Annotated in this window: 21 protein-coding genes and 1 riboswitch; of the genes, 7 read left to right on the plus strand and 14 right to left on the minus strand. The window is 37.8% G+C overall.

Annotated features, from left to right (window positions below; translation table 11 throughout):
• Position 1: 1 nt before the first annotated feature.
• Positions 2 to 1054, minus strand: a complete 1053-nt coding sequence (gene ribD / locus ABIB40_RS01825) for a bifunctional diaminohydroxyphosphoribosylaminopyrimidine deaminase/5-amino-6-(5-phosphoribosylamino)uracil reductase RibD (protein ID WP_354355348.1) — start codon at positions 1052 to 1054, stop codon at positions 2 to 4.
• Positions 1055 to 1141: 87 nt separating this feature from the next.
• On the opposite strand from ribD, the gene prmC reads away from it, so the two are divergent.
• Positions 1142 to 1993 carry a peptide chain release factor N(5)-glutamine methyltransferase gene (gene prmC / locus ABIB40_RS01830; RefSeq protein WP_354355350.1) on the plus strand — a complete coding sequence of 284 codons (852 nt, stop codon included), beginning with the start codon at positions 1142 to 1144 and terminating at the stop codon, positions 1991 to 1993.
• 8 nt (positions 1994 to 2001) lie between these two features.
• On the opposite strand, the gene xerD is transcribed toward prmC, so the two are convergent.
• Positions 2002 to 2898, minus strand: coding sequence for a site-specific tyrosine recombinase XerD (gene xerD, locus ABIB40_RS01835; protein WP_354355352.1), 897 nt, complete (start codon positions 2896 to 2898; stop codon positions 2002 to 2004).
• A gap of 119 nt (positions 2899 to 3017) precedes the next feature.
• On the opposite strand from xerD, the gene aroQ reads away from it, so the two are divergent.
• Positions 3018 to 3440, plus strand: coding sequence for a type II 3-dehydroquinate dehydratase (aroQ, locus tag ABIB40_RS01840; protein ID WP_354355354.1), 423 nt, complete (start codon positions 3018 to 3020; stop codon positions 3438 to 3440).
• Positions 3441 to 3445: 5 nt separating this feature from the next.
• Here the strand turns inward: aroQ and ABIB40_RS01845 are convergent, their stop codons facing one another.
• Both ABIB40_RS01845 and ABIB40_RS01850 read right to left on the minus strand, forming a co-directional pair.
• On the minus strand, positions 3446 to 4468 hold the full coding sequence (locus ABIB40_RS01845; RefSeq protein WP_354355355.1) for a glycosyltransferase family 2 protein: 1023 nt from the start codon (positions 4466 to 4468) through the stop codon (positions 3446 to 3448).
• Positions 4458 to 5339, minus strand: coding sequence for a lysophospholipid acyltransferase family protein (locus ABIB40_RS01850; protein WP_354355357.1), 882 nt, complete (start codon positions 5337 to 5339; stop codon positions 4458 to 4460). The genes ABIB40_RS01845 and ABIB40_RS01850 overlap by 11 nt, the downstream gene beginning before the upstream one ends.
• A gap of 37 nt (positions 5340 to 5376) precedes the next feature.
• On the opposite strand from ABIB40_RS01850, the gene ABIB40_RS01855 reads away from it, so the two are divergent.
• The 4 genes from ABIB40_RS01855 (at position 5377) to bioB (ending at position 9801) form a co-directional block, all read left to right on the plus strand.
• Entirely contained in the window at positions 5377 to 5985 is a 609-nt protein-coding gene (locus ABIB40_RS01855; protein ID WP_354355359.1) for a WbqC family protein, read from the plus strand.
• A gap of 2 nt (positions 5986 to 5987) precedes the next feature.
• Positions 5988 to 7109, plus strand: a complete 1122-nt coding sequence (gene corA / locus ABIB40_RS01860) for a magnesium/cobalt transporter CorA (RefSeq protein WP_354355361.1) — start codon at positions 5988 to 5990, stop codon at positions 7107 to 7109.
• A 128-nt stretch (positions 7110 to 7237) separates the two neighbouring features.
• Positions 7238 to 8587 carry a magnesium transporter gene (mgtE, locus tag ABIB40_RS01865; RefSeq protein WP_354355363.1) on the plus strand — a complete coding sequence of 450 codons (1350 nt, stop codon included), beginning with the start codon at positions 7238 to 7240 and terminating at the stop codon, positions 8585 to 8587.
• 212 nt (positions 8588 to 8799) lie between these two features.
• A complete protein-coding gene (gene bioB / locus ABIB40_RS01870) occupies positions 8800 to 9801 on the plus strand; it encodes a biotin synthase BioB (RefSeq protein ID WP_354355365.1) in 1002 nt (333 codons plus the stop codon).
• Positions 9802 to 10649: 848 nt separating this feature from the next.
• On the opposite strand, the gene ABIB40_RS01875 is transcribed toward bioB, so the two are convergent.
• Together ABIB40_RS01875 and ABIB40_RS01880 are read right to left on the minus strand one after the other, a co-directional pair.
• Complete coding sequence (locus ABIB40_RS01875) at positions 10650 to 11060, minus strand: organic hydroperoxide resistance protein (RefSeq protein WP_354355367.1); 411 nt, start codon at positions 11058 to 11060, stop codon at positions 10650 to 10652.
• 93 nt (positions 11061 to 11153) lie between these two features.
• Positions 11154 to 13313 carry an FUSC family membrane protein gene (locus tag ABIB40_RS01880; protein ID WP_354355369.1) on the minus strand — a complete coding sequence of 720 codons (2160 nt, stop codon included), beginning with the start codon at positions 13311 to 13313 and terminating at the stop codon, positions 11154 to 11156.
• A 908-nt stretch (positions 13314 to 14221) separates the two neighbouring features.
• On the opposite strand from ABIB40_RS01880, the gene ABIB40_RS01885 reads away from it, so the two are divergent.
• Positions 14222 to 15574, plus strand: coding sequence for a PhoH family protein (locus tag ABIB40_RS01885; RefSeq protein WP_354355371.1), 1353 nt, complete (start codon positions 14222 to 14224; stop codon positions 15572 to 15574).
• A 121-nt stretch (positions 15575 to 15695) separates the two neighbouring features.
• On the opposite strand, the gene thiD is transcribed toward ABIB40_RS01885, so the two are convergent.
• From thiD to thiS, 8 genes are all read right to left on the minus strand, one after another.
• Positions 15696 to 16517, minus strand: coding sequence for a bifunctional hydroxymethylpyrimidine kinase/phosphomethylpyrimidine kinase (thiD, locus tag ABIB40_RS01890; RefSeq protein WP_354355373.1), 822 nt, complete (start codon positions 16515 to 16517; stop codon positions 15696 to 15698).
• 33 nt (positions 16518 to 16550) lie between these two features.
• Positions 16551 to 17600, minus strand: a complete 1050-nt coding sequence (gene moeB / locus ABIB40_RS01895; RefSeq protein ID WP_354355375.1) for a molybdopterin-synthase adenylyltransferase MoeB — start codon at positions 17598 to 17600, stop codon at positions 16551 to 16553.
• Positions 17601 to 17603: 3 nt separating this feature from the next.
• Positions 17604 to 18716 (minus strand): 2-iminoacetate synthase ThiH, encoded by a 1113-nt coding sequence (gene thiH / locus ABIB40_RS01900; protein ID WP_354355377.1) that lies wholly within the window; start codon positions 18714 to 18716, stop codon positions 17604 to 17606.
• Positions 18709 to 19476 carry a thiazole synthase gene (locus ABIB40_RS01905; RefSeq protein WP_354355379.1) on the minus strand — a complete coding sequence of 256 codons (768 nt, stop codon included), beginning with the start codon at positions 19474 to 19476 and terminating at the stop codon, positions 18709 to 18711. Before ABIB40_RS01905 ends, thiH begins: the two co-directional genes overlap by 8 nt.
• 83 nt (positions 19477 to 19559) lie before the next feature.
• Positions 19560 to 20207 (minus strand): thiamine phosphate synthase, encoded by a 648-nt coding sequence (locus tag ABIB40_RS01910; RefSeq protein WP_354355381.1) that lies wholly within the window; start codon positions 20205 to 20207, stop codon positions 19560 to 19562.
• Positions 20200 to 20808: a thiamine phosphate synthase gene (locus ABIB40_RS01915; protein ID WP_354355383.1), complete on the minus strand. Its 609-nt coding sequence runs from the start codon at positions 20806 to 20808 to the stop codon at positions 20200 to 20202. The genes ABIB40_RS01910 and ABIB40_RS01915 overlap by 8 nt, the downstream gene beginning before the upstream one ends.
• A 163-nt stretch (positions 20809 to 20971) precedes the next feature.
• Complete coding sequence (gene thiC / locus ABIB40_RS01920; RefSeq protein ID WP_354355385.1) at positions 20972 to 22855, minus strand: phosphomethylpyrimidine synthase ThiC; 1884 nt, start codon at positions 22853 to 22855, stop codon at positions 20972 to 20974.
• A gap of 10 nt (positions 22856 to 22865) precedes the next feature.
• The gene (gene thiS, locus ABIB40_RS01925) at positions 22866 to 23069 is read right to left on the minus strand and encodes a sulfur carrier protein ThiS (protein WP_354355387.1); all 204 of its coding nucleotides are present in this window, start codon (positions 23067 to 23069) and stop codon (positions 22866 to 22868) included.
• Positions 23070 to 23130: 61 nt separating this feature from the next.
• Positions 23131 to 23224: riboswitch (TPP riboswitch) on the minus strand.
• Positions 23225 to 23302 lie beyond the last annotated feature (78 nt).

A 23302-nucleotide genomic window follows, 5' to 3' on the forward strand; every position in this document is an offset into this window, starting at 1 on the left:
TTTAGCTTTTTGAGTTTTTATAGATAGACAATTTATCGTCGCCAAGATTTGTAGTTTCTACGATCTCTGCTCGAATTTGCGGTGCGCGTAGTCCATCTTTCCAAGCAGCACTAGCCTTAAAAACTCGAGCTTCATCCCAAAGGTTTCCGTCTAAAAATTGGTTTAACAAATTTAGGCCGCCCTCTACAATAACAGATTGAATGTCCATCAAATACAATTGGAAGCATATTTTTTGTGGGAGATAATACTGCATGTCTTCCATTTCTATGTAATGGACATTTCCGATTATATCGGTTTTAACCTCATTAAATATAAGCGTTTTGGCGGCATCATTAAATAGCAGATTGCTTGTTGGTACTTTCAAATCTTTATCAATCAACAATCGTACAGGATTATTTCCAACCCAATTTCTCACATTTAGCGCTGGATTATCTATTAGCGCTGTATTTTTACCAACAAGTATTGCATCTTCTTCTGCGCGCCATTTATGGGTTAGGCGTTTAGCTAAATCGCCGCTAATCCAACGTTGTTTCTCCTCTATTGGCCCAAAATAGCCATTGGCGGTTTCTGCCCATTTTAAAATAATGTATGGGCGTTGCTTTTCAATTCTTGTAAAAAACCTGATGTTCAAATCTCGGCATTCTTCTTCTAAAATATTCACAACAACCTCTATTCCGGCCTCTTTCAGCTTTTTAATTCCGAGTCCGTTTACACCAGAAAAAGGATCTGTATTTCCAATCATCACCTTTTTTACAGCGTGTTTTACCAATAAATGTGCACAGGGTGGCGTTTTACCAAAATGGGCGCATGGTTCTAGATTTACGTAAACGGTTGCTTCTCTCAGCATTTCGGTTGCTTTCTCTCCGTAGTGTTCAAATACAGCTAAAACAGCATTCGGCTCTGCGTGTGCCTCTCCAAATTTCTTGTGGTAGCCTTCTCCAATAATAACATCATCTAAAACAATTACGCAGCCAACCATTGGGTTTGGGCTTACTTCTGCAATTCCTAGTTTAGCCAAATCTAAACAACGGCTCATGTAAACTTCATCGTTCATTTAAGCAAAAATAAGGATTTAACGGTTAATGCTTCGGGTTTAAAAATCTTCAAACTATCATTCGCATAAATGTCTAATTTTGCAATAATGAATAAAACCCAATTAAATCAACTTTTTCAGCAAGAATTAGACCTTTTGTACACCACAAGCGAGGTGAAAATTTTATTAAGTCTAACTTTAGAAAAACATTCAAAAGAACTTGATATTAAATTAGTTAACGAAAATTATATTGAATTAAGCGTTAGCTTAATAGACAGATGTAAAAAGGTGTTGCCAGAATTAAAGAACCACCAACCGATACAATATATTCTAAATCAGGCGCATTTTTTCGGACTTGTTTTTCAAGTTAATGAGCACGTTTTAATTCCTCGACCAGAAACAGAGGAACTGGTATTTTGGGTACTGAAAGATTTAAAAGCTAAATCCCTAGAAAATGTCAAGCTACTGGATATAGGCACTGGCTCCGGCTGCATCGCCATTAGTTTAAAGAAAAACTTACCGTCTGTTCAAATGTCGGCAATTGATGTTTCTGACAAAGCACTTGAAGTAGCTACATTAAACGCATTGATAAATAAGGTAGATGTGAATTTTATAAAAGATGATATACTTAATTCCAAAAGCAATTTAGAGTGCGATGTGATTGTTAGTAATCCACCCTATGTGCGAAGATTGGAAATAAAGGAAATGCAAAAGAATGTATTAGATTTTGAACCTCATTTGGCCTTGTTTGTAGAAGACGACGATTCTTTGCTGTTTTATCGCGCCATCGCAGAATTTGCCTCAAAAAACTTAAGTAAAAACGGAATACTATTTCTGGAAATAAACGAATTTTTAGCTAAACAAACAGTTGATTTATTAAAGGATAAATTATTTAAAGACATAGAGGTACAAAAAGACATGCAGGGAAAAGATAGGATGATTAGAGCGCGTAAATCTTAATAATATTTTTACGCCCTCGGATGAAATTGCGTAATGACTTGCTTTAAATAATCTCTATCTAAATGCGTATAAATTTCTGTTGTGGTGATGCTTACATGTCCCAGCATTTCTTGCACCGCGCGCAAATCTGCACCACCTTCAATTAAATGCGTTGCGAAAGAGTGCCGCAACGTATGTGGGCTGATGACTTTATGTATTCCTGCAGAGATTGCCAAGGTTTTAATCAGGTTGAAGATAGAAATCCTAGAAAGTTTAGCGCCAAAACGGCTCAAGAAAAGATAATCTTCATGGCCCTTTTTAATATTGGCGTGCACCCTAACTTCATTTAAATAGATGGAAATGTATTTGAGTGCTGACTCGCCAATTGGCACTAGGCGCTCCTTGTTTCCTTTACCAATTACTTTAATAAATTCAATCGGAGCAAAAATATTTGAAATTCTTAGCTCAGTTAACTCCGATACCCTTAAACCACAACCATAAAGAACCTCAACAATAGCTTTATCTCGCATGCCCTGTGCCGAGGAAGCATCAATGGCAGCAAGCAGTGCATCAATTTCGAAAATATTTAATGTATCGGGAAGCTTTCTGGTAATATTTGGCGATTCTATCAGCGCACTTGGATCGTTAGTAATAATCTCCTCGACCAAGAGGTATGCAAAAAAAGCCTTAATGCCAGAAATGATTCTAGACTGTGTACTCGCCTGCATGCCCATTTCGTGTATCCAACTGATGAAATTCTTTAGATCAGCACTTTTAATTTCGGTTATTTTTGGCTGCTCATCTTTACTCAGAAAATATTGGATTAATTTTTCTACATCACCCAAATAGGCACTTATCGAATTTGCAGATAATGATCTTTCTAGCTTTAAATAGGTCTTAAATTCTTTTAAATAGGACTGCCACATTTGCAAAATTCGTTAATTCTCAAAAATACGATAATATTATTGGTGAAATTCTTCAACAGGTTTCAGATTGAGACGTAACTAGTTGAAAAAAAATTAACTTTGGGAGCAAAATCCACTTTATGAGACTACAGATTATCAACGGGCCTAACCTAAACCTACTTGGCTTAAGAGAGCCGACTATTTACGGGAATAAAAAAATGGAAGATTATATTATCGAACTGTCTAATCTGTATCCAACTATAGAAATAAGTTATTTTCAGAGTAATGTAGAGGGCGAAATTATAAACAAATTACACGAAGTTGGGTTTGATTATGAGGGAGTTATACTTAATGGCGGAGGTTTTACGCATACTTCGGTTGCTATAGCCGATGCAATTGCTGCCATAAATACACCAGTAGTGGAAGTGCATATCTCAAATATTTACGCCAGAGAAGAGTATAGACATATTTCATTAACCGGCAAAAATTGCAGAGGCGTATTAACCGGCTTTGGCATGCATGGCTATCGTTTGGCAATTGAAAGCTTTCTATTCAATCAATAATCAGCTTACCATAACTGTGAAAAGTATTTTATTTTTCTTACGAAGAAATCCCAAACAATACTTCCGCCGTAAACCCCGGTATTAGAGAGGTAGGGTTTTTGGTAATCTTTGCGCTTTTTATTTGTTTTTGCTATTGAGGTAAAAAAATGCCAATGTGCTTTGCTTACTGCCCAGGTAAATTTTGGTTTTCCGGTTAGTAGAAAGTGCCACCAAGCAATAAAATCGATAAAAATTCTTATCGTAATCCTCAAAATAGCTTCTAATGGAGGAAGGTTTTTCTGCATGATGATGAGGTTATTTCTAAAGTTAAGATAGGTTTTAAACGGATTTTCGGTCTGTAAAGTCCCTCCTCCAATATGGAAAACCTCTGAATCAGCACAATACATAATTTTGTGTCCTAAATTCTTTAACCTCCAGCACAGGTCTATTTCTTCCATGTGGGCAAATAAATCGGCATCTAACCCGACTGTCTCTTCCCAAAATTTACTTTTTATAAAAAACGCCGCGCCACTCGCCCAAAATATTTCTCGGGTATCATTGTATTGGCCATTATCGTCTTCATAAATATTAAAAAGTCTTCCCCTGCAAAAAGGAAAAGCAAAATGATCTAAAAACCCACCCGCAGCGCCTGCATACTCAAACTGATTTTTAAAGTTGTACGCTTTTATTTTTGGTTGGGCGGCAGCAATAGTTTTATCACTTTCCATTAGCCGTATTACAGGCTCAATCCAGTTCGGGGTAACTTCTACGTCAGAATTTAAGAGAATGAAATAATCTGCGGTAACACGCTCTAAAATTTTATTGTAACCACCTGCAAATCCATAGTTTACTGTGTTAGCTAAAACTTTTACTTCTGGAAATTTTTCTAACACCATAGCAACAGAATTATCTGTTGAAGCATTATCGCCAACAATAACTTGTAGATTTTGATAATTAGACGCTAAAATTCCTGGTAAAAACTTCTCCAGCAAAACTTTCCCATTCCAATTTAAAATAACTACGGCAACTGATGGAATTTTATTGAGCATTTTCTGGGTTAATTTTCCAACGGTTATGGCTCCAAAGCCAGTTTGCTGGGTTTTCGTTTATACACGCTTCTAAAAGCGCAAAGTGCTTTTTTGTAATCTCAAAATCTACGGTTTTCGATGGGTCTAGGCAAACCGGCAAAATGTCTCCTTCATAGTAGCCCCGTTTTATGCGCCTAACCTTAAAAAAGAAAACGGGTCTATTGGTCTGCTTGGCAATTTTTTCTATGCCGAGCATTACGGCGGTAGGCTGATTTAAAAAAGGGATAAAATATTTCGTCTCTGAACGGGCAGGAGCTTGATCACTAACGAAATTAAGCAGCGTTGCCTCATTTTTATACGTTACCAAGGCTCGTAAAGTCTGTTTCATGGCAATTAATACATTGCCATATCTGGACCTACATTTGTTCAGCCAATTCTCAAATACTTTGTTAGAGAGCGGCTTATAGATCATCAGTGTTTTGGTTTCGAGTTCTAAACCCAAAGACAAGCCGCCAAGTTCCCAATTGCCAAAATGGCCACCGCAGCCTAGAACGCTGACGCTGTTTTGAAGGTGAACACGCAACACATCAACATTCATAAATTTAAATCGTTTTAAGACTTCTTTTTTGGAGATGGTCGTCATTTTTATAATTTCGAACATTAGATCAGCCAAATATTTAAAAAAATCTTTCTCTACGGCAACGATTTCAGGCAAGGATTTTTTTGGAAAAGAAGCCAATAAATTTTTACGAACAATTTTTTTTCGGTAGCCGATTATATAATACAACAGATAATATGTTAATCTTGCAAAGAAAAACAAAATTGGCAGGGGCAAAAGTGATAGCAGGAATAAAAAAAACACGCCAAGCTGCGCTATTGCCTTTTTAATCATTATTTTTAAACATTTGGCTACAAACATAGATTTTCAAATGCAAAATACAGCAATACTTCCTCTGTTTTATCTTCCGCCGGTAGGCTATTTTAGCACGATAAATAAAGAAGACCATCAGATACTGATAGAAAAACAGGAAAATTTCCCTAAACAAACTTACAGAAATAGGGCTTGCATATACTCTCCGAATGGAAAGCTAGACATTACTGTTCCGATAGTTAAAGGCGCTAAAAACCACGTTACCGTTAAGGACGTGCGTATTAGCTACGATTTTTCCTGGCAACGCTTGCATTGGCTCAGTTTGCAAAGTTGCTACAGAAGCTCGGCCTATTTTGAATATTATGAAGATGAGTTTTCGAAATTTTACCATCAGAAATTTGATTTCTTGTTCGATTATAACCTGGAACTTTTTAACTGGGTTTGCAAAAAAATTAAACTCAAGAGAGATTTTGAGCTTACCTCAACTTACTTAGAGCCAGAAGAAGTACAAGTGGACTATAGAAAGTTAATGAGCCCAAAACAGCCCTTCGCCTTTGATGCAAATCCATATTATCAGGTATTTGAAGACCGGCACCAATTTATTCCAAATTTAAGTATAGTAGATTTATTGTTTAATCAGGGGCCACAAACCAGCTCTTATCTTTAGTTATGGCAAAGAACAAACTACACAATAAGAAAAAGAAGATTAATTTCTCGGAGCCAGGCACAAGCCCTGGGGCATATATAATAGATGAAAATGCTTTAAAGCCTGTCATCAGTTTTCATACATATAACACAGATACCCACAAGGTTGAGGTCTTAAAAACGCTAAAGAATATCGATATCTTAACAGCTGACCCGAATTTTAGCTACTGGTTTGACATTAAGGGAATAGGAGATGCAAGCTTGTTTGACGTTCTTAAAACAAAGTTAAACATAAGCCCCTTGGTGTTGGAAGACATTACGAGCTCTTACCAACGACCGAAATTAGATGAATATGACCACGAAAAATACCTTTTCGCTGTAAGTAGGCATTTGTATTTTAGCGCAGAGAACGAACTCATTAATGAACAGATCTCTTTTATCCTCACTTCAAACTGTCTCATAACTTTTCAAGAAACCTATGAGGATTGTTTCGATTCGGTAAGAAAACGCTTAGATATTGGCAAGGGAAACATCCGCATTGGCGGAAGCAGTTACTTGATGTACGCCTTGATGGATATGGTGGTAGACAGCTACTTAAAACTACTAAATGTTTGGGGCGAGCAACTAGACTCGATAGAAGATAGGCTTTACACTAATCCAGATAAAAGGATTATGTACGACACCCAAGCGATAAAAAGAGCCTTGCTTATAACAAGGAAGGTGGTTTGGCCAGAGCGCGATAAGTTGAGCGACATTCTAAGAAGCGAGAGTGTGCTAATTACCACGTTAACCAAAACTTATTTAAAAGATGCGTACGATCATTGCATCCAAACCATAGATTTTATGGAAGCGTTAAAGGAAATTGCAACCGCCAATATAGATTTAAACCTATCTATTGTAAGCAATAGAATGAATGAAATTATGAAGGTTTTAACCATTATGTCTTCTATTTTTATCCCACTAACCTTTATTGCGGGTATTTACGGAATGAATTTTAGTAGGGAAGACCCTGCTACGGGGAGAGTGCTACGCGATAATATGCCAGAGTTATACCTGCAACATGGTTATTTGTACACTTTGGGTATTATGATTGTTATTGCGCTTTTTCAGATTTTTTATTTTTATAAAAAAGGCTGGTTTAAGTAAAATGGTCCGCCTTAAATTTCTTTTAACAACTTGTAATTATTTCAAAAAATCATTTCCCAAGTAAATTATATGAGCTAAATTTACGGCTCATAATCCTCAAACAAACTTTACCGCATTTAACAGGCAAAATGCAATCGTTCGAAATAGACAAAAACGACATATTAAAGGTTAAGAATGCAATCTTAGCTGGAGACGAGGCTTTATTAAAAGTTCTGGAGGAATACCATGCCTCAGAAATCGCCATTCTTTTCGAAAGGCTTTCTATGGGAGAGCAGCAATACATCATAAACCTGCTCCCGTCTGATTTAGCATCTGAGGTAATTTCTGAAATGGATGAAGAATCTCACCCAGAAGACCTTTTGTTCCAGCTTCATCCAGATAAGCGTACCGAAATTGTAGAAGAGCTGGATTACGATGATGCAACAGACATTATTTCATACCTCGAAGACCACGAGCAAGATGAAATTCTGAAAGATCTTAGCGATGAAGATGCGAGCAATATTCGGGCACTTTTAACCTACGATGAAAAGACTGCAGGCGGGTTAATGAACACCGACCTGATTTGCGTGAATGTAAATTTTACCAAAAAAGATGCGATAGACGAAATCATCCGCCAGAGCGAAGAAATGGAAGAATTCTACACCATTTATGTGGTAGATGATGTAGAACGTTTTATGGGCATTGTGTCTCTTAAAGACATTATTAAAGCCAAACACAACGCCAAAATTATAGACCTTGTAAAGGTAGATGCCGTTTATGTAAGTCCAGAAACAGATCAGGAAGAGGTTGCTTATTTAATTTCTCAATACAATTTAACAAGTATACCTGTAATAGATAGAAATCATAAATTATTGGGCAGGGTTACGTTCGATGATGTGATAGACGTAATGGAGGAGGAAAGTACCGAGGATATTTTAAAAATATCTGGAGTGTCGGAGGATGAGGAACTTAGTGGTAATTGGGTAGAAGCGGTAAAATCTAGGCTTCCTTGGCTAATTATAAACTTGGCCACCGCTTTTTTGGCCTCGTCTGTGGTTCGCTATTTTGATCCAACCATTAAGCTAATACCAAGTTTGGCCGCTTATATGACCATAATTGCCGGGATGGGAGGGAATGCGGCAACCCAGGCCTTGGCGGTAACCGTTAGACGGATTTCATTGTACGATTTAACCGACAAGCAAGCCTACAATACGGTTCTAAAAGAACTTACAGTAGGGTTTATAAATGGCGCAGTAAATGGGCTGATTGTATTTGCATTTGCCTTTTTCTTTGATGACAATCCAATGCTGGGATTGGTTATTTTTTGCGCCATGACCGGAAATTTAGTGATTGCCGGAGTTACTGGCGCTGGTATTCCATTAATTTTAAAACGCGTTGGCATAGATCCAGCCATTGCATCCTCTATAATTATTACTACTTTTACCGATGTTTTTGGCTTTCTTCTAATCTTAGGTTTAGCTAGTAAATTGTTGCTTTAAGAGGAGTAAGGAGCAAAGAACAAATAGATTTGAGATATGAGACATCAGATATGAGACTGGAAATGGTCTTTCATCTCGGATGTCCTAAAATACTCCCAACTACTAAACGAACAGCCACTAAACGAAATAAAGGTTGAGACTAAGGTTGCGGTTGAGCAAAAGCATGGCGACTAAACGCCTTAACGAAAAACGAACAAGAACAAAGAAAAGATATGCAAGTAACTAAACACGACTGGACTGAGGAAGAAATAGCGGCCATTTATAACAAGCCATTTTTAGATTTGGTTTATGAGGCAGCAAGCATTCACCGGGCCAATCACGATTATAACGAAGTACAAGTTAGTTCTCTAATATCTATTAAAACTGGGGGCTGTCCAGAAGATTGCTCTTATTGTCCGCAGGCCGCTCGCTACCATACCGATTTAGAAGTTGAGCCTTTAATGAAGTTGGGAGAGGTTGTTAATGCCGCAGTTAGAGCAAAAGAGGGTGGAGCGTCTCGTTTATGTATGGGCGCCGCTTGGCGCGAGGTAAGAGATAACCGCGATTTTGATCGGGTGATAGACATGGTGAAAGCTGTAAACGAAATGGATATGGAGGTTTGCTGTACGCTTGGCATGTTGACCGAAAACCAGGCACAACGGCTTGCAGATGCAGGATTATATGCTTATAACCATAACATAGATACTTCTGAAGATGATTACAAACGCATCATTACCACCAGAAATTACGACGACAGATTAAGTACGATTAAAAATGTACGTAAAGCTAAATTAACCGTTTGTAGTGGCGGCATTATTGGCTTGGGCGAAACCGTAGAAGATCGTGTTTCTATGCTTAAAACGCTTTCGAATATGCCCAAGCATCCTGAATCTGTACCGATAAATGCCTTGGTTCCGGTAAAAGGAACACCTTTAGAAAATCAACCAAGAGTACCCATTTGGGATATGGTTAGGATGATTGCTACCGCACGGATTGTAATGCCAAATTCTGTTGTGCGTTTATCTGCCGGAAGAAATGAAATGAGTACCCTAGAACAAGCATTTTGCTTTATGGCAGGCACAAGTTCTATTTTTGCGGGAGATAAATTGCTTACTACGCCAAATCCGGCTTTTGTAGATGATATGGCGATGTTTGAATTATTGGGTCTAAAAACCCGGGCAGCATTTAAAAACGGAAGACCTGAAAACACAAGAAAGGAAGAGGAAATTGCCTAAGAATCGTTATTGCGAGCTTTAAAAATTTGAAGTAAGAAAATGATAAAGGTATTAGGAACTAGGTTTTGGGCGAATCGCTTAACCAGTTTAGTATATGCAAATGATATCGCCAACTCGGTGGGGGCAATGCCCTAGAGTTAAGCTAATTTACTGTCAGTCTGAGCTTCCCGAATGGTCGGGACAAGTAGTCGAAGACCTCTCAATAATCAAAAACCTACAACATAATTATCCTTCGACAGACTGCCATTGACGTTTTTACATAAGTTATTTACTATCAGTTAATTAAATTATATCTCATTTTTATTACTCCTTCCTTCAGTCTTATAAAAAATGGCCGCCAACTCTTCCTTACGTTCCCCTAGCCGGAGGGGCGTCTTACTTTTTTTTTGATAAAAAAGTAACAAAAAATCAAGGCTGGCATCTCTTTGGGTAAAAATTCGCCAAGCTGTTTAGTATCGATGCTTCGAGGCCTTTCCATAGGCTTATTCCCGCGCAAGGCTGTAAATCCTCTTCGTAGCTGAAAAGTGTCCGGTTTCTGCAAGCAGCTTTTGGCGTTTTTTCCTCCAAATTGCTGCTAGGCCGGGACTAGCGAGATGGCTATAGCGAGTTAAAAAAGTGTCACTTATATTGATTTATATGAAATATGTTAGACCTCTGGATGACATCATTTTATTGGTTTTTCATTAAGTTAATGACTTTGCCTCGGGCGGTAGGTCAGTATTTCTCTGGAAAGAAACCTAATTATCAGCATCTTATTGGCTGTGTTTTTATCAAGTTCGTTTTAATGTAAAATAAAAAAAGCCAAAACCTGTTAAAGTTTTGGCTTTTTCTATTTTTAGATAAGAGCCTTAAATAGCAGTAACTCTCACCTCTATATTTCCCCTTACCGCTTTGCTATAAGGACAACCTTTGTGTGCCTTGTCTGCCAAGTCTTGCGCTTCCTCTTGAGAGATGTTGGGAATATGCACATCAAGATCTGCAGAAAGCGCAAAAGCATTTCCATCTTTATTAAAAGATACCAATACATTTACGGTTGCCTCGCTTACATCTACACCAGCCCTAACGGCAACACTGCCCAAAGCACCCAAATAACACGGCCCCCATGCGGCGGCAAACAATTGCTCGGGATTAGTAGCTCCGCCTTGTCCGTCTAACTCTCGTGGTTTTCTAACCTCTAAATCTATCACTCCATCACTAGAATGTACGTGTCCGTCTCTTCCGCCTTTAGCGATAACTTCTGCGGTATATAATTTTTCCATGGTATCGTTTTTTTATTGTTTAACAAAAAAAGCGGTTCATTGTTTGGTTGAGCTCTCTTACAGTGCCTATGTTTTTAATAAGTACGGGATTCTCTAATGCTCAAATTTAAACTGCTTGCTTATTTTAAAAATATCATACGCCGCTTTCTGCAAGTTTTCGCACTGCGAAAGGCTTTGATTTTTTCTTACCTGACGCAATTCCGATTCAGAAAACCCCTCATCATCAACCTGTTCTACTTGTATAGAAGAATGCGCCAACTCGCTGACAGATAGATCTAAGTATTTTGTCACTTCTTTTTCAGCACAGATTAAATCAGCTAAACCTTCTTCAAGAATTTCTCTTTTATCAATCAAAGAAAGCGATGCAACATAAGAAGAGAATAGATGGTTCATCACCGTAAATTCATAGAGTTGAGACATGTAAATCTGTTTACTTTTAGGCTCAGAAAACATGCGTTGAAACATCGACGATAGATTTGCGCTGGCTACATAAACTTCTTTTCTTGCCAATTTGTACAAAGTTTTCCCTAAATCATCGTTGGCTTTGGTTTTAATAAGTTCTGTAAAATAGTTTCTATTAGCCTCGAGCATCTTTACCATGGCCTCTTTTACATAATCTTTTTCCCAGCTAGGGAACAGAAAATAACTCGCTGCAAAGGCAATTCCAGAACCAATAAGGGTATCGTAAATGCGTTCTCCTGCTAAAGTAATTGTACCTAGACCCAAAAACTTGTACAGCAAGAGTATGTAAGGCGTCATAAACACAACGCTAATTACATAGTTTTTCCGCTGAAAACTGTAGCAACCAACCATACACATCAACAAAATAACAAACAATGAATGTGTATCTGTTACGTAGGTAATCAAAATCATGCCGATGATAGCACCTACGATGGTACCAATTACCCGCTGATAATTTCTTTGTTTTGTGAGGCTAAAGCCGGGTTTACTGATCACCAAAATGGTAAGTAAAATCCAATAACTATGGTTAGAAGGAAGGATTAATGATACACAGAATCCAATAACCATCACCGTGGTAACCCTAAGGGCATGCTTAAAGGTGTTCGATTTTAAGGTAAGGTTTTGTGTAAAAACGGCAAGCCCAAATTGTTCTCGATCGATAAACTTTTGAGGCTCTACATCAGGTCTTTTTAAGGCGTTGTTCGTTCGCATATTAAAGTACTCGATCATCGTTTCCACTCGATAAAAGATCCGCTCTATGTTTTCTTCTATTTTGCCAAGACTTTTCAATGCAAACCTATCATCGCTATCAGTTCCGTTATCTGCTAGCGTTTGGTTTATTCGCAATTTTGTCGCTTCAAAATCTGTTAAAAGATGTCTAGATAATTTTGGTGGATTTCCATCTTTTATCGCAAAAGCAACGTTGTTTAAGGTAGCCGCAAGATGCTTAATAAAGCGTTCGTAATCTGCAAACACATCCGATTTTCCAAATTTTTCATGCAAAACCCTATAATCATAATGTGTGGCCATTGCCCTCTCGAAAATATCTACCATATCTATAAATATGATAAGTAAAAATCTGCCTTCCACACTAGAGTCTCTAACCACGCTCCTGGTTCTAAACAACAGGTCTCTTACTTCATTTTGTTTTTCGTGCACTTTAACTTGTAACTTAACGAGCTCGGAAAAAGTCGCATCGAAATTTGTTTCTGTGCTAAATAAGCTCGCCTTTTTGGTTAAATAACTTGCCACTTCTAAAATCGAATCGCTCAAAGCTTGCTGAACCCCTCGGTAAGGGCGTACTCGATAAACCAGATAGCTTAAACAGGTGTACCAGATACCGCCCATTAAAATAAACACGCTATATTTCATTTCCTCTACCAGTGGCCTGGTATCATCGATGCTTAGAATAACGATAAGTAAGGTTGCAGTACCAATAGAAGCTGCCCTAACACCGTAACAATACAACATAGAAAATGCAAAGCTTGCTATTAGGATAACCAAGCCAAGCAGCAAGTTATTTTGGTTAGAAACGCCCGTAATAAAAGAGCATATAAAAATGAGCACAGACGTAATAAGCATGGCATTTCTTCGGTGCACAATAGGACCAGGGCTATCTACAATACTTACACAAAGCGCACCCAAAGACAACGTAATTCCTATTTTAAGCAGGCCAAATTGCGCCAAAATCAAAGAGGGGAGAAGTACGCCCATGGTGATGCGTAACCCATCTGCAAAATAAGTGCTTAGTAAAAAGTTTTTTGTGTCTTTCTTGGCTTGCTGTAGCTGCATGCTAACAAAATTAAGATATAAATATCAATCTCATTAAATTAAGCAAAATCATTGTCAATCGGAGACTCCCCAAAAATTTGGACAGTTTATAGAAGACCAGTTAAAAGCGAGAAACCAGCGAAATGATTAACCTTCGGCAAGCTCCGAATTGACACCCTCTTTGGTATCTTAACTTAATAACATTGATATCGATACCCTGTTATGCTACGGTAACAAAACAAGTTTTTAAAACTTATTTTATATTTTGCGTAGAAAGCAGCCTCAAGAAATCTTTGCTTGTCCAAAACAAATGTTAACAACCAAATTTTGGTGGGTGTGGATAACAGCTTCCTCCTTGTGGTCTGAACTCTTCCCTTAAACATTTAACACAAAAGGATGTTGGTAACGAGGGTATTTTAGTTGATAAACCTGTTGGTAAGTTGACGGCGATTTATTTTGGTTAAACCAAGGTATGTTGTACATTAGTAATATCAAATACGAAGTACTTTGAATTCTGAGAAAGCTAATCAAATGAAAACTAAACCGAAAGGCTAAGCATTCTAGATTATGCCCACAGGGAATATGATTATGTTCTGAAAGGTGCAAGCCAGACGGAAAAATCTTAGACAGTCTTCGGATAGTTTAAGACAAAAATCAAAAGACCCAAACAGAGATTATCAAAAACTGCAAACCTCCACGGAGTTAGCAACGGAAGATAAATTTTAGCGCAGCACAAAAGCCTTAGGGCCAAGCGGAAGCGAAAAAATCAACGTATTTAGAATTAGATTTTAATTGCGACTATGGTTGCAATTAGAAGGAAACGGGGAACTGAATCGCAAGAGGAAGGCCCCGTTTTCATTTTTTGTAGTTTTTTTAAAAAGTCTTAAAAAACTAAAATTTTATAGTTTAACAAACCTTAAATTTACCAAATGACCACAAAAGGTAAATTGTTAGCTGAAACATTAAAAAAGATTTTTGTTTTAGATACTTCGGTTATTCTCTACGACCATAACTCGGTTAAAAGTTTCCAAGAGCATGACGTTGCGATTCCAATTCAAGTATTAGAAGAGTTAGACAACTTTAAAAGTGGAAACGACACGCGTAATTTCGAAGCGCGTAGTTTTATAAGGCTGATAGATGAAGCTGCGCAATCGAAGCTTATTAATCAATGGTTTTCACTAGGTAAGAAACAGTCGGGCAAATTTATGGTGGTTTTAACTGAAACACCTCCAAAAATTAACGCAGAGACAATTTTTGGCGGCGATAAAACTGATGACAAAATATTAAACGTTGCTTTAAGGTTGCAGGAGGAAAATCCTGGCAAAAAAGTGGTGTTGGTATCAAAAGACATTTGTTTAAGATTAAAAGCAAAAGCTTTAAACCTGCCAGCAGAAGATTACGAAACTGGCAAAATAAAGAACGTAGAGGAACTCTATCAAGGAAAAACCCAAGTTGAAGGTTTTGATACAAATTTACTCGACGAACTGGACGCAAATGGAGTGGCGAACATCGACTCGGCTATTTTTCAATCGGAGAGGGCCAACCACTTTTACATCTTTAAAAAGAATAGAAAAACTTTAAACGCATTTTACAACAAGGAGCTAAAAACGCTGAGTAAAGTAAATATGAATGCGGTTTTTAACATCGAACCAAGAAACATAGAACAAGCTTTTGCCCTACACGCCTTGCTAGATCCTAATATAAAGTTGGTTAGTATACAAGGCAATGCGGGCACCGGAAAAACACTTTTGGCCTTGGCTAGTGCATTAGAACAGCGCAAAAATTTTAGACAAATCTACGTTACTCGACCAATTGTATCCTTAAGCAATAAAGATATTGGCTATTTGCCGGGCGATGCAAAATCTAAAACAGATCCTTTTATGGCGCCCATTTGGGACAATCTACGTTTCATAAAGGAACAGTTTATTGGAGATCCGGGTACGTATGCAAAGATTGATGAACTGGTGGCGACAGAAAAAATTGCAATCGCTCCATTGGCATTTATTAGGGGGCGCACACTTTCTAAAATATTCTTTATTATTGATGAAGCGCAGAATTTAACTCCGCATGAGGTAAAGACCATCATTTCTAGAGCTGGTGAGCAGACCAAAGTGGTATTTACCGGAGACATCCATCAGATAGATACACCTTATTTAGATTCAGAAAGCAATGGTCTGTCTTATCTTATCGCAAAGGCAAAAAATCATCCCTTATACGCACACATAACCCTAAAAAAAGGGGAGAGGAGTGAACTGGCAAATTTGGCTAACGAATTGTTGTAAGATATAGAAAGCTGCAAACGCCCGTCATTTGACTGAAATAAGCAATTTGGAGCATGTTATGGCTATTTAACACCCAAGAGAAAATAGCTACCTATGAGTAATAAAGGCTATTTGATTATAATTAGCTATGATTTCTATGAAAATCAAAAAAATGATTTAAAGGCCCAGCGCCATTTCCTATTTTCAGATTTACACTTGCTTCTATTGCTTTATTTACAAATTCGCCCGATTTCTTAATAGCAGTTAATAAATCAAATCCTTGGGCTAAAAAAGCTGTAATTGCTGATGATAAAGTGCAGCCGGTACCATGTAAGTTTTTGCTTTCTATTTTTGTTGATTTAAATTGTTTACTGATGCCGTTTTTATCTAAATAAAAATTGATTAGTCTTTCGCTTTCTAAATGACCGCCTTTAATCAATACACTTTTTAAGTCTTCATTTATCAGCAACTTGGCTGCCTTTTCCATGTCCTCAACAGTTTTCACGTGTTGATTTGAAAGTTGGCTTGCTTCAAATAAATTAGGTGTTAATAAGGTAACTAATGGAAAAAGATGTTCTTTAAAAGCTTTTAATACATTCTCCTGAATTAAGGTATCGCCAGAACTAGCTGAAATAACTGGGTCGAAAATCACGGGAATATTGGGGTGATTTTTTAATGTTTCTGCTACCGCAACAACTATTTCCGCACTAAAAAGCATCCCTATCTTAATCGCTTTGGGCTTAAAATCGTCCATTACTGCAATAATCTGTTGCTTCACAATTTCTGCCGGAACGGGATGAATGGCATAAATACCCAAAGTATTTTGTGCGGTAATTGCGGTAATTGCACTTATTCCGTAGCAACCCAATGCGGCAAAGGTTTTTAAATCGGCTTGAATACCTGCCCCTGCACCACTATCAGAACCTGCAATGCTTAAAACGGGAGCATAATTGAATGGTTGCATGGTGGTAAGTGGTAAATGGTAAAATAATAAATGTTATGCTAAAACGCCGTCTTTTAAATACAAAATTTCACCTTTATAATGGGGGTTAATTAGCTTTAAAGCTAATTTACTACGCTGACTACTTTGGCAACAAAAGACTAAAGTTTTACCTAATGGAATTTCTTTTATTCGTTCAACTAGCTCATAAAGTGGGATATTTATTCCTCCGATATTAAAATCTTCAAACTCATATTCTTCCCGCACATCAACCAAGCAAATAGTGGTTGGTTCATTTTGCAGTTGAAGCTTCAAATCGGAAATATCAATTGCTTTTTCTTCTGTAGAAGATGCTATTTTAGCAGTAACATTTTTAATTTGAGCTGAACTCGATTTAAACTGAAAAACCTGAACACTGGCATCCAAGGCATTAAAAGTTAACAATTTTCCTGATAAAACCTCGCCAATCTCCGTAATTACTTTAATGGCTTCGTTTGCCATAAATGTTCCAATAATTCCGGGTAAAACACCAATTACTCCGATTTCGGCACAATTCGGGACTTCATCTTCTGGAGGACTTTCAGGAAAAATATCACGGTATTGTGGTCCATTTTCATAATTGAATACAGAAACTTGCCCTTCAAATTTGAATATCGAACCAAAAACTAAGGTTTTATTTAAAGCAACGCAGGTATCGTTTACTAAATAACGGGTCGGAAAATTATCTGAACCATCAATAATCAAATCATAATTTTTTAAAATTGAAGGTGCATTTTCCGCATTTAATCTTTCCGTAAAACTTTGGATAGCAATAAAAGGATTGAGCTTTCTTAATTTTTGTGCGGCCAAATCAGCTTTTTTAAAACCAATATCTTCATGGCCATATAAAATCTGGCGGTGTAAATTGGTTTCAGCCACCACATCATCATCAATAATTCCAATTTGCCCTACACCGGCAGCCGCCAAATATTGCAGAACAGGGCAGCCCAAACCTCCGGCACCAATCATTAAAACTTTGGCACTTTTCAGTTTTTCTTGCCCTTTTAAACCTAATTCGGGCAAAATAATTTGTCGGCTATACCTTTTTAACTCTTCCTTTTGCAACATTTTTTAAGCTAAAGCATTATCCCAATCTTTCCAAACTGGCTCGTAACCTTGTTTTTTTATCATTTCGGCAATTTCTTTAGGACTACGCTCGTCAGAAATTTCAAACTGCTCTAAAGACTCTGGCTCCACTACATATCCACCCGGATTCGTTTTTGAACCTGCACTTATAGATGTAATACCCAATTTAATAATATTGTCTCTAAAGGTAGGCGTTTCTCGTGTAGAAATGGACAATTCCACCTCTTCATTAAAAATCCGATAAGCAAAAATTAGTTGTGCCAATTCTTTATCCGTCATTTCTACTTTAGGCTCTAAACCTCCGCTAAATGGGCGTAAGCGAGGAAAAGACAAGCTGTATTTAGATTGCCAATATTTTTTTTCGAGGTAATTTAAGTGCAAAGCAGCGAAAAAACTATCCGTTCGCCAATCTTCTAAACCTATTAAAACGCCCAAACCCATTTTATGAATTCCGGCTTCGCCCAACCTATCAGCGGTGTTTATACGGTACTCAAAATTAGATTTTTTGCCTTTTGGGTGATGCTTTTTATAATCTTCCTGATGGTAAGTTTCCTGATAAACCAAAACCGTGTTTAAACCATAAGGCTTTAATTCTTGATAATCAACCAAATCCAGCGGTTGCACTTCCATAGAAATATGAGAAAAATGCGGACGAATCAGTGTTAAAACTTTCTTAAAATAATCAACATGAACCGTTTGATTAGCTTCGCCGGTTACCAAAAGCACATGATTATAGCCCATTTCTTTGATAGCCATAACCTCCTGCATAATTTCAATGGGTGTTAAAGTTTTACGTTTCAACTTATTATCTAAACTAAAACCGCAATAAGTGCAAATGTTATTACACTCGTTTGATAAGTAAAGCGGCACATACATCTGCAACACATTGCCAAAACGCTTTAAGGTTAATTGCTGGCTCAAAGCTGCCATTTGCTCCAGGTAATTGGCGGCAACGGGAGAAATTAGCGCCTTAAAGTCTTCTAAAGTTCTTTTGGTTGCCGCCAAAGCCCGTTCAACATCTTGTGCTGTTTTGGCATAAATGCTGGCCTTGGTTTGGTCCCAGTCGTAAGTTTTAAAGAGTTCGAAAAAATTAGTCATCTAAAAAAGAGGTTAAAGGGCTACTTGCCATTGCATGAGATACCGGTTGTGCTAATTTAGCTTCGAAAGCCATTCTTCCGGCTTCAACGGCCATTTTAAAAGCTTTTGCCATTTGAATGGGATTACTGGAAACCGCAATTGCCGTATTCACCAAAACGGCATCAGCACCAATTTCCATGGCTTTTGCCGCATCAGATGGCGAACCAATGCCCGCATCAATAATTACCGGCACATTACTTTGGCTGATGATAATTTCTAAAAAGTCGATGGTTTTTAAGCCTTTATTACTACCAATTGGCGAACCTAAAGGCATTACCGCTGCCGTTCCCATTTCTTCTAAACGCTTACACAAAACAGGGTCGGCGTGGATGTATGGCAAAACGATGAAACCCAATTTAGCCAATTCTTCTGTCGCTTTTAACGTTTCAATAGCATCGGGCATTAAGTATTTTGGGTCAGGATGGATTTCCAATTTAATCCAATTGGTTTCTAAAGCTTCTCTTGCCAATTGCGCCGCAAAAACAGCCTCTTTGGCATTTCTTACACCCGATGTGTTGGGCAATAAGTTTATATGGGGGTGCTTTAAGTGGATTAAAATATCATCTTCATTTTGTTTTTGGACATCTACTCTTTTTAAAGCAACAGTAACCAGCTCAGATGCCGAAGCCAATAAAGCTTCTTCCATTAAATAGGAAGAACTGAATTTTCCAGTTCCGGTAAATAAACGGGAGTTGAATATTTTATCTGCAATTTTTAACATCTTAAATTTGATTTATATTAAGGCTGAAAGCTAAATGCATAAAGCTGAAAGCTAAAAACCTATATTATACAGTTAGGTGTGTTTTAATTATTAAACGCTATATATTTTGTTTCTACTTTTTGATAGATTTCGGCTATAACTTCTTCCCGGTTTTGAGCAAAAGTAATAGCACCCGAGACAGCTACTCCGTGTACGCCGGTTTCCATCACGGAACTTACATCTGCCAATTCTATTCCGCCTATAGCGATAACTGGAATGTTAATTTCCTTTTTTCTCATCTCAGCAATAAGGTTTTGATAACCTTGCAAACCCAAAATCGGACTTAAATTCTTTTTGGTTTTTGTAAACCTGAACGGCCCTAAACCAATATAATCAACACCTTCTGCTACACGTTGTAAAATATGTTCTAAAGTATTGGCTGTACCCCCAATTATCATTTTATGGCCCACAATCTCACGGGCATCGGCAACGGACATATCCAACAGACCCAAATGCAAACCATCGGCTTTGGATGCTAAGGCTACTTGAGGGTAATCATTAATAATTAGTTTAGCTTGGTGCTGATTGCAAAGTTCGCGAGCGGCCAATGCGGTATCTAAAACTAACTCTAAAGGTTGGTCTTTCATACGCAACTGAATCCATTTACAGCCTGAATTTAATGCATTGTCAATAGATTTTAAATGTGTGCCATTTACCGGCTTTTGTGAGATGTAATGTAGTTTGCTAATCATAGGTTTCTTTTAAGGTTTGTTGGATGATTTTAAAATTAGCTATAGCGTTTTTAGGTTGTTCCCAAATGAAACCTAAAAGTGCAAAACCATCAAAATTCATGGTTTTAATTTGATGAATGTTTTTATCATTAATTCCACCTAAAGCGATGATGGCTGGTGTGTTTATGTGTTTTTCTACCTTAAAATCTAACGGAACCACACTTTGATAATCTTTTTTAGAAATGCTATTGAAAACTGGCCCATAGAAACTGTAATCAAATTCAGTAATTTGATTCAAGCTTTCTAACTGATGAATGGAAGTACTCAAAATAAAACCTTTTTCTTTTTGGTCTTTTAGTTGTGCTATTGTTGCTTGCTTACGCTGATGTTCTGTATAATGCAATCTTTTAACATTAAATCTTGATACTAATTGATGATGCTGATGCAAGGCTATTTTTGGGTAAAACTGTTCGTCAATTTGTTGCAATAGTGCTCCAATTTCGTGTTCGCTGGCATTTGGTTTACGCAAATGAAAGAAAGCAAGCCCCTCATTAAATAAATTATTAATGAGGGTTGATTCTTCAGCGGTAGCAGTAGGGTTTGAAATCAAGATTACTTTCATTTTTGTTTTTTTTACTCTCCCACGTCCAAAGTTATTTTACAGCACTGTTCTCTCCTTTACGTCATTTCGAGGTACGAGAAATCTCACAAACAAGGTCTGAATATAGTGTGTCACACCTATTTGTGAACTGTTTCACTCCGCTATACCTGACGAAACCTGTCATTTACAAATAAATCTCACTTCCTTTTTCGGCAAACTCTTTTGATTTTTCTTTCATGCCTTTTGCAATGGCTTCTTGGGTTTCCATTCCGTTTTCTTTGGCGTATTCTCTCACATCTTGCGTAATTTTCATAGAGCAAAAGTTGGGTCCGCACATAGAACAGAAATGAGCAATTTTAGCACCATCGGCAGGTAAAGTTTCATCGTGAAACTCTTTAGCCGTATCTGGATCCAGCGATAAATTAAACTGATCTTCCCACCTAAATTCAAAACGAGCTTTACTTAAAGCATTATCGCGGTATTGGGCTCCGGGATGTCCTTTGGCTAAATCGGCAGCGTGGGCAGCAATTTTATAGGTAATTACACCATCTTTAACATCCTTTTTATTGGGCAAACCTAAATGCTCTTTTGGAGTAACATAGCAAAGCATCGCCGTACCAAACCAGCCAATCATTGCAGCGCCAATGGCAGATGTAATATGATCATAACCGGGTGCAATATCTGTTGTTAGCGGACCTAAAGTGTAAAATGGCGCTTCAGAACAATGTTCCAGCTGCTTTTCCATGTTCTCTTTTATCAGGTGCATTGGCACATGACCGGGACCTTCAATAATGGTTTGCACATCATGTTTCCAAGCAATTTTAGTCAGCTCTCCCAAAGTTTCCAGCTCGCCAAATTGTGCGGCATCGTTGGCATCGGCAATACAACCCGGCCGTAAGCCATCGCCCAAAGAAAAGGCAACGTCATAGGCTTTCATAATTTCGCAAATCTCTTCGAAATGAGTGTACAAAAAGTTCTCTTTGTGATGCGCCAAGCACCATTTTGCCATAATAGAACCGCCACGAGAAACAATTCCGGTAATCCTTTTTGCAGTTAATGGCACATAACGCAATAAAACACCAGCATGGATGGTAAAATAATCCACTCCTTGTTCAGCTTGCTCAATTAAAGTATCGCGGTACAATTCCCAAGTTAAATCCTCGGCTTTTCCGTTCACTTTTTCTAAAGCTTGGTAAATTGGAACCGTACCAATTGGCACTGGCGAATTACGGATAATCCACTCTCTGGTTTCGTGGATGTTTTTCCCGGTTGATAAATCCATAATGTTATCTGCACCCCAACGGCAAGCCCAAACCGCTTTTTCCACCTCTTCTTCAATGCTGGAAGTTACTGCAGAGTTACCAATGTTGGCGTTTATTTTTACCAAAAAATTACGGCCAATAATCATGGGTTCGCTTTCTGGGTGATTGATATTTGATGGAATTACGGCTCGGCCTGATGCAACTTCCGAACGTACAAACTCTGGCGTAATGTAGCCTTTAGGTGTATTTGCTCCAAAAGAATGCCCTTGATGCTGATGGTTCATTACCTCGTATTGAGCGTTCAATTGTTCTTTTAACAAATCAATGCGTTGGTTTTCGCGGATGGCAATGTATTCCATTTCTGGCGTGATGATTCCCTTTTTTGCGTAATGCATTTGCGAAACATTCATCCCTTGTTTTGCTCGCATAGGTTTTGCTACATGGGCAAATCTTAGGTGATCTAACGATTCATCGTTCAAACGTTTTTGTCCGTAATCTGATGAAATGTTATCCAGTTGTTCTACATCACCACGATTTAAAACCCAACTTTCACGAAGCTTTGGCAAGCCCTTTCTAACGTCAATCGTTGCGTTAACATCGGTATAAGGGCCACTGGTATCATAAATAGTTACAGGTGGATTGGTTTCTGTTAAGCCAAAACCGTTATGGATTTTAGTTTCACTTAACGTTACTTCTCGCATGGCAACTTCGATATTGTGAAGCTGACCTTTAACATAAATTTTCTTTGATGCTGGAAACGGCGAAGTGCTAATGACCTGCCCGTCCGGAATTTTTTCTGTTTTCATAGTGTTTTTTTTATCCTCCCTGAGTTGCTTTAATGATGATGATTTTATCGCCAGATTGTAGGAGATGGTTTTCCCATTGGATTTTGGGGATAATGTTCTGGTTAATAGCGATTGCCGAACCTTGTACAGACTGATTTAAAACAGCACTAAACAAGTGTTTCACATTACAATCCGCATCAACTTGATAAGTTTTTTGATTAACGGTAATTTCCATGTTGTAAAATTTTCACACTTTAGGAGCATCCGTTTTACAGGAGGAAAGAAAAAACAACACATAGGTTGTCATCACTTTTCCCTTCGGCAGTACTAACTGCATCAGGTTCAAAGGGTATATATCTCAGTCCGTAATGGACACCCCTAAAGTTGAAACAAACGTAGGGAAATATATTTCTAAAATGAAATTTATAGAGAAGAAAGGTTTTTTAATCTTTGGTTTTATGCTTGTAG

This window comes from Pedobacter sp. UYP30 (genome assembly GCF_040547165.1).
GTDB lineage: Bacteria > Bacteroidota > Bacteroidia > Sphingobacteriales > Sphingobacteriaceae > Pedobacter.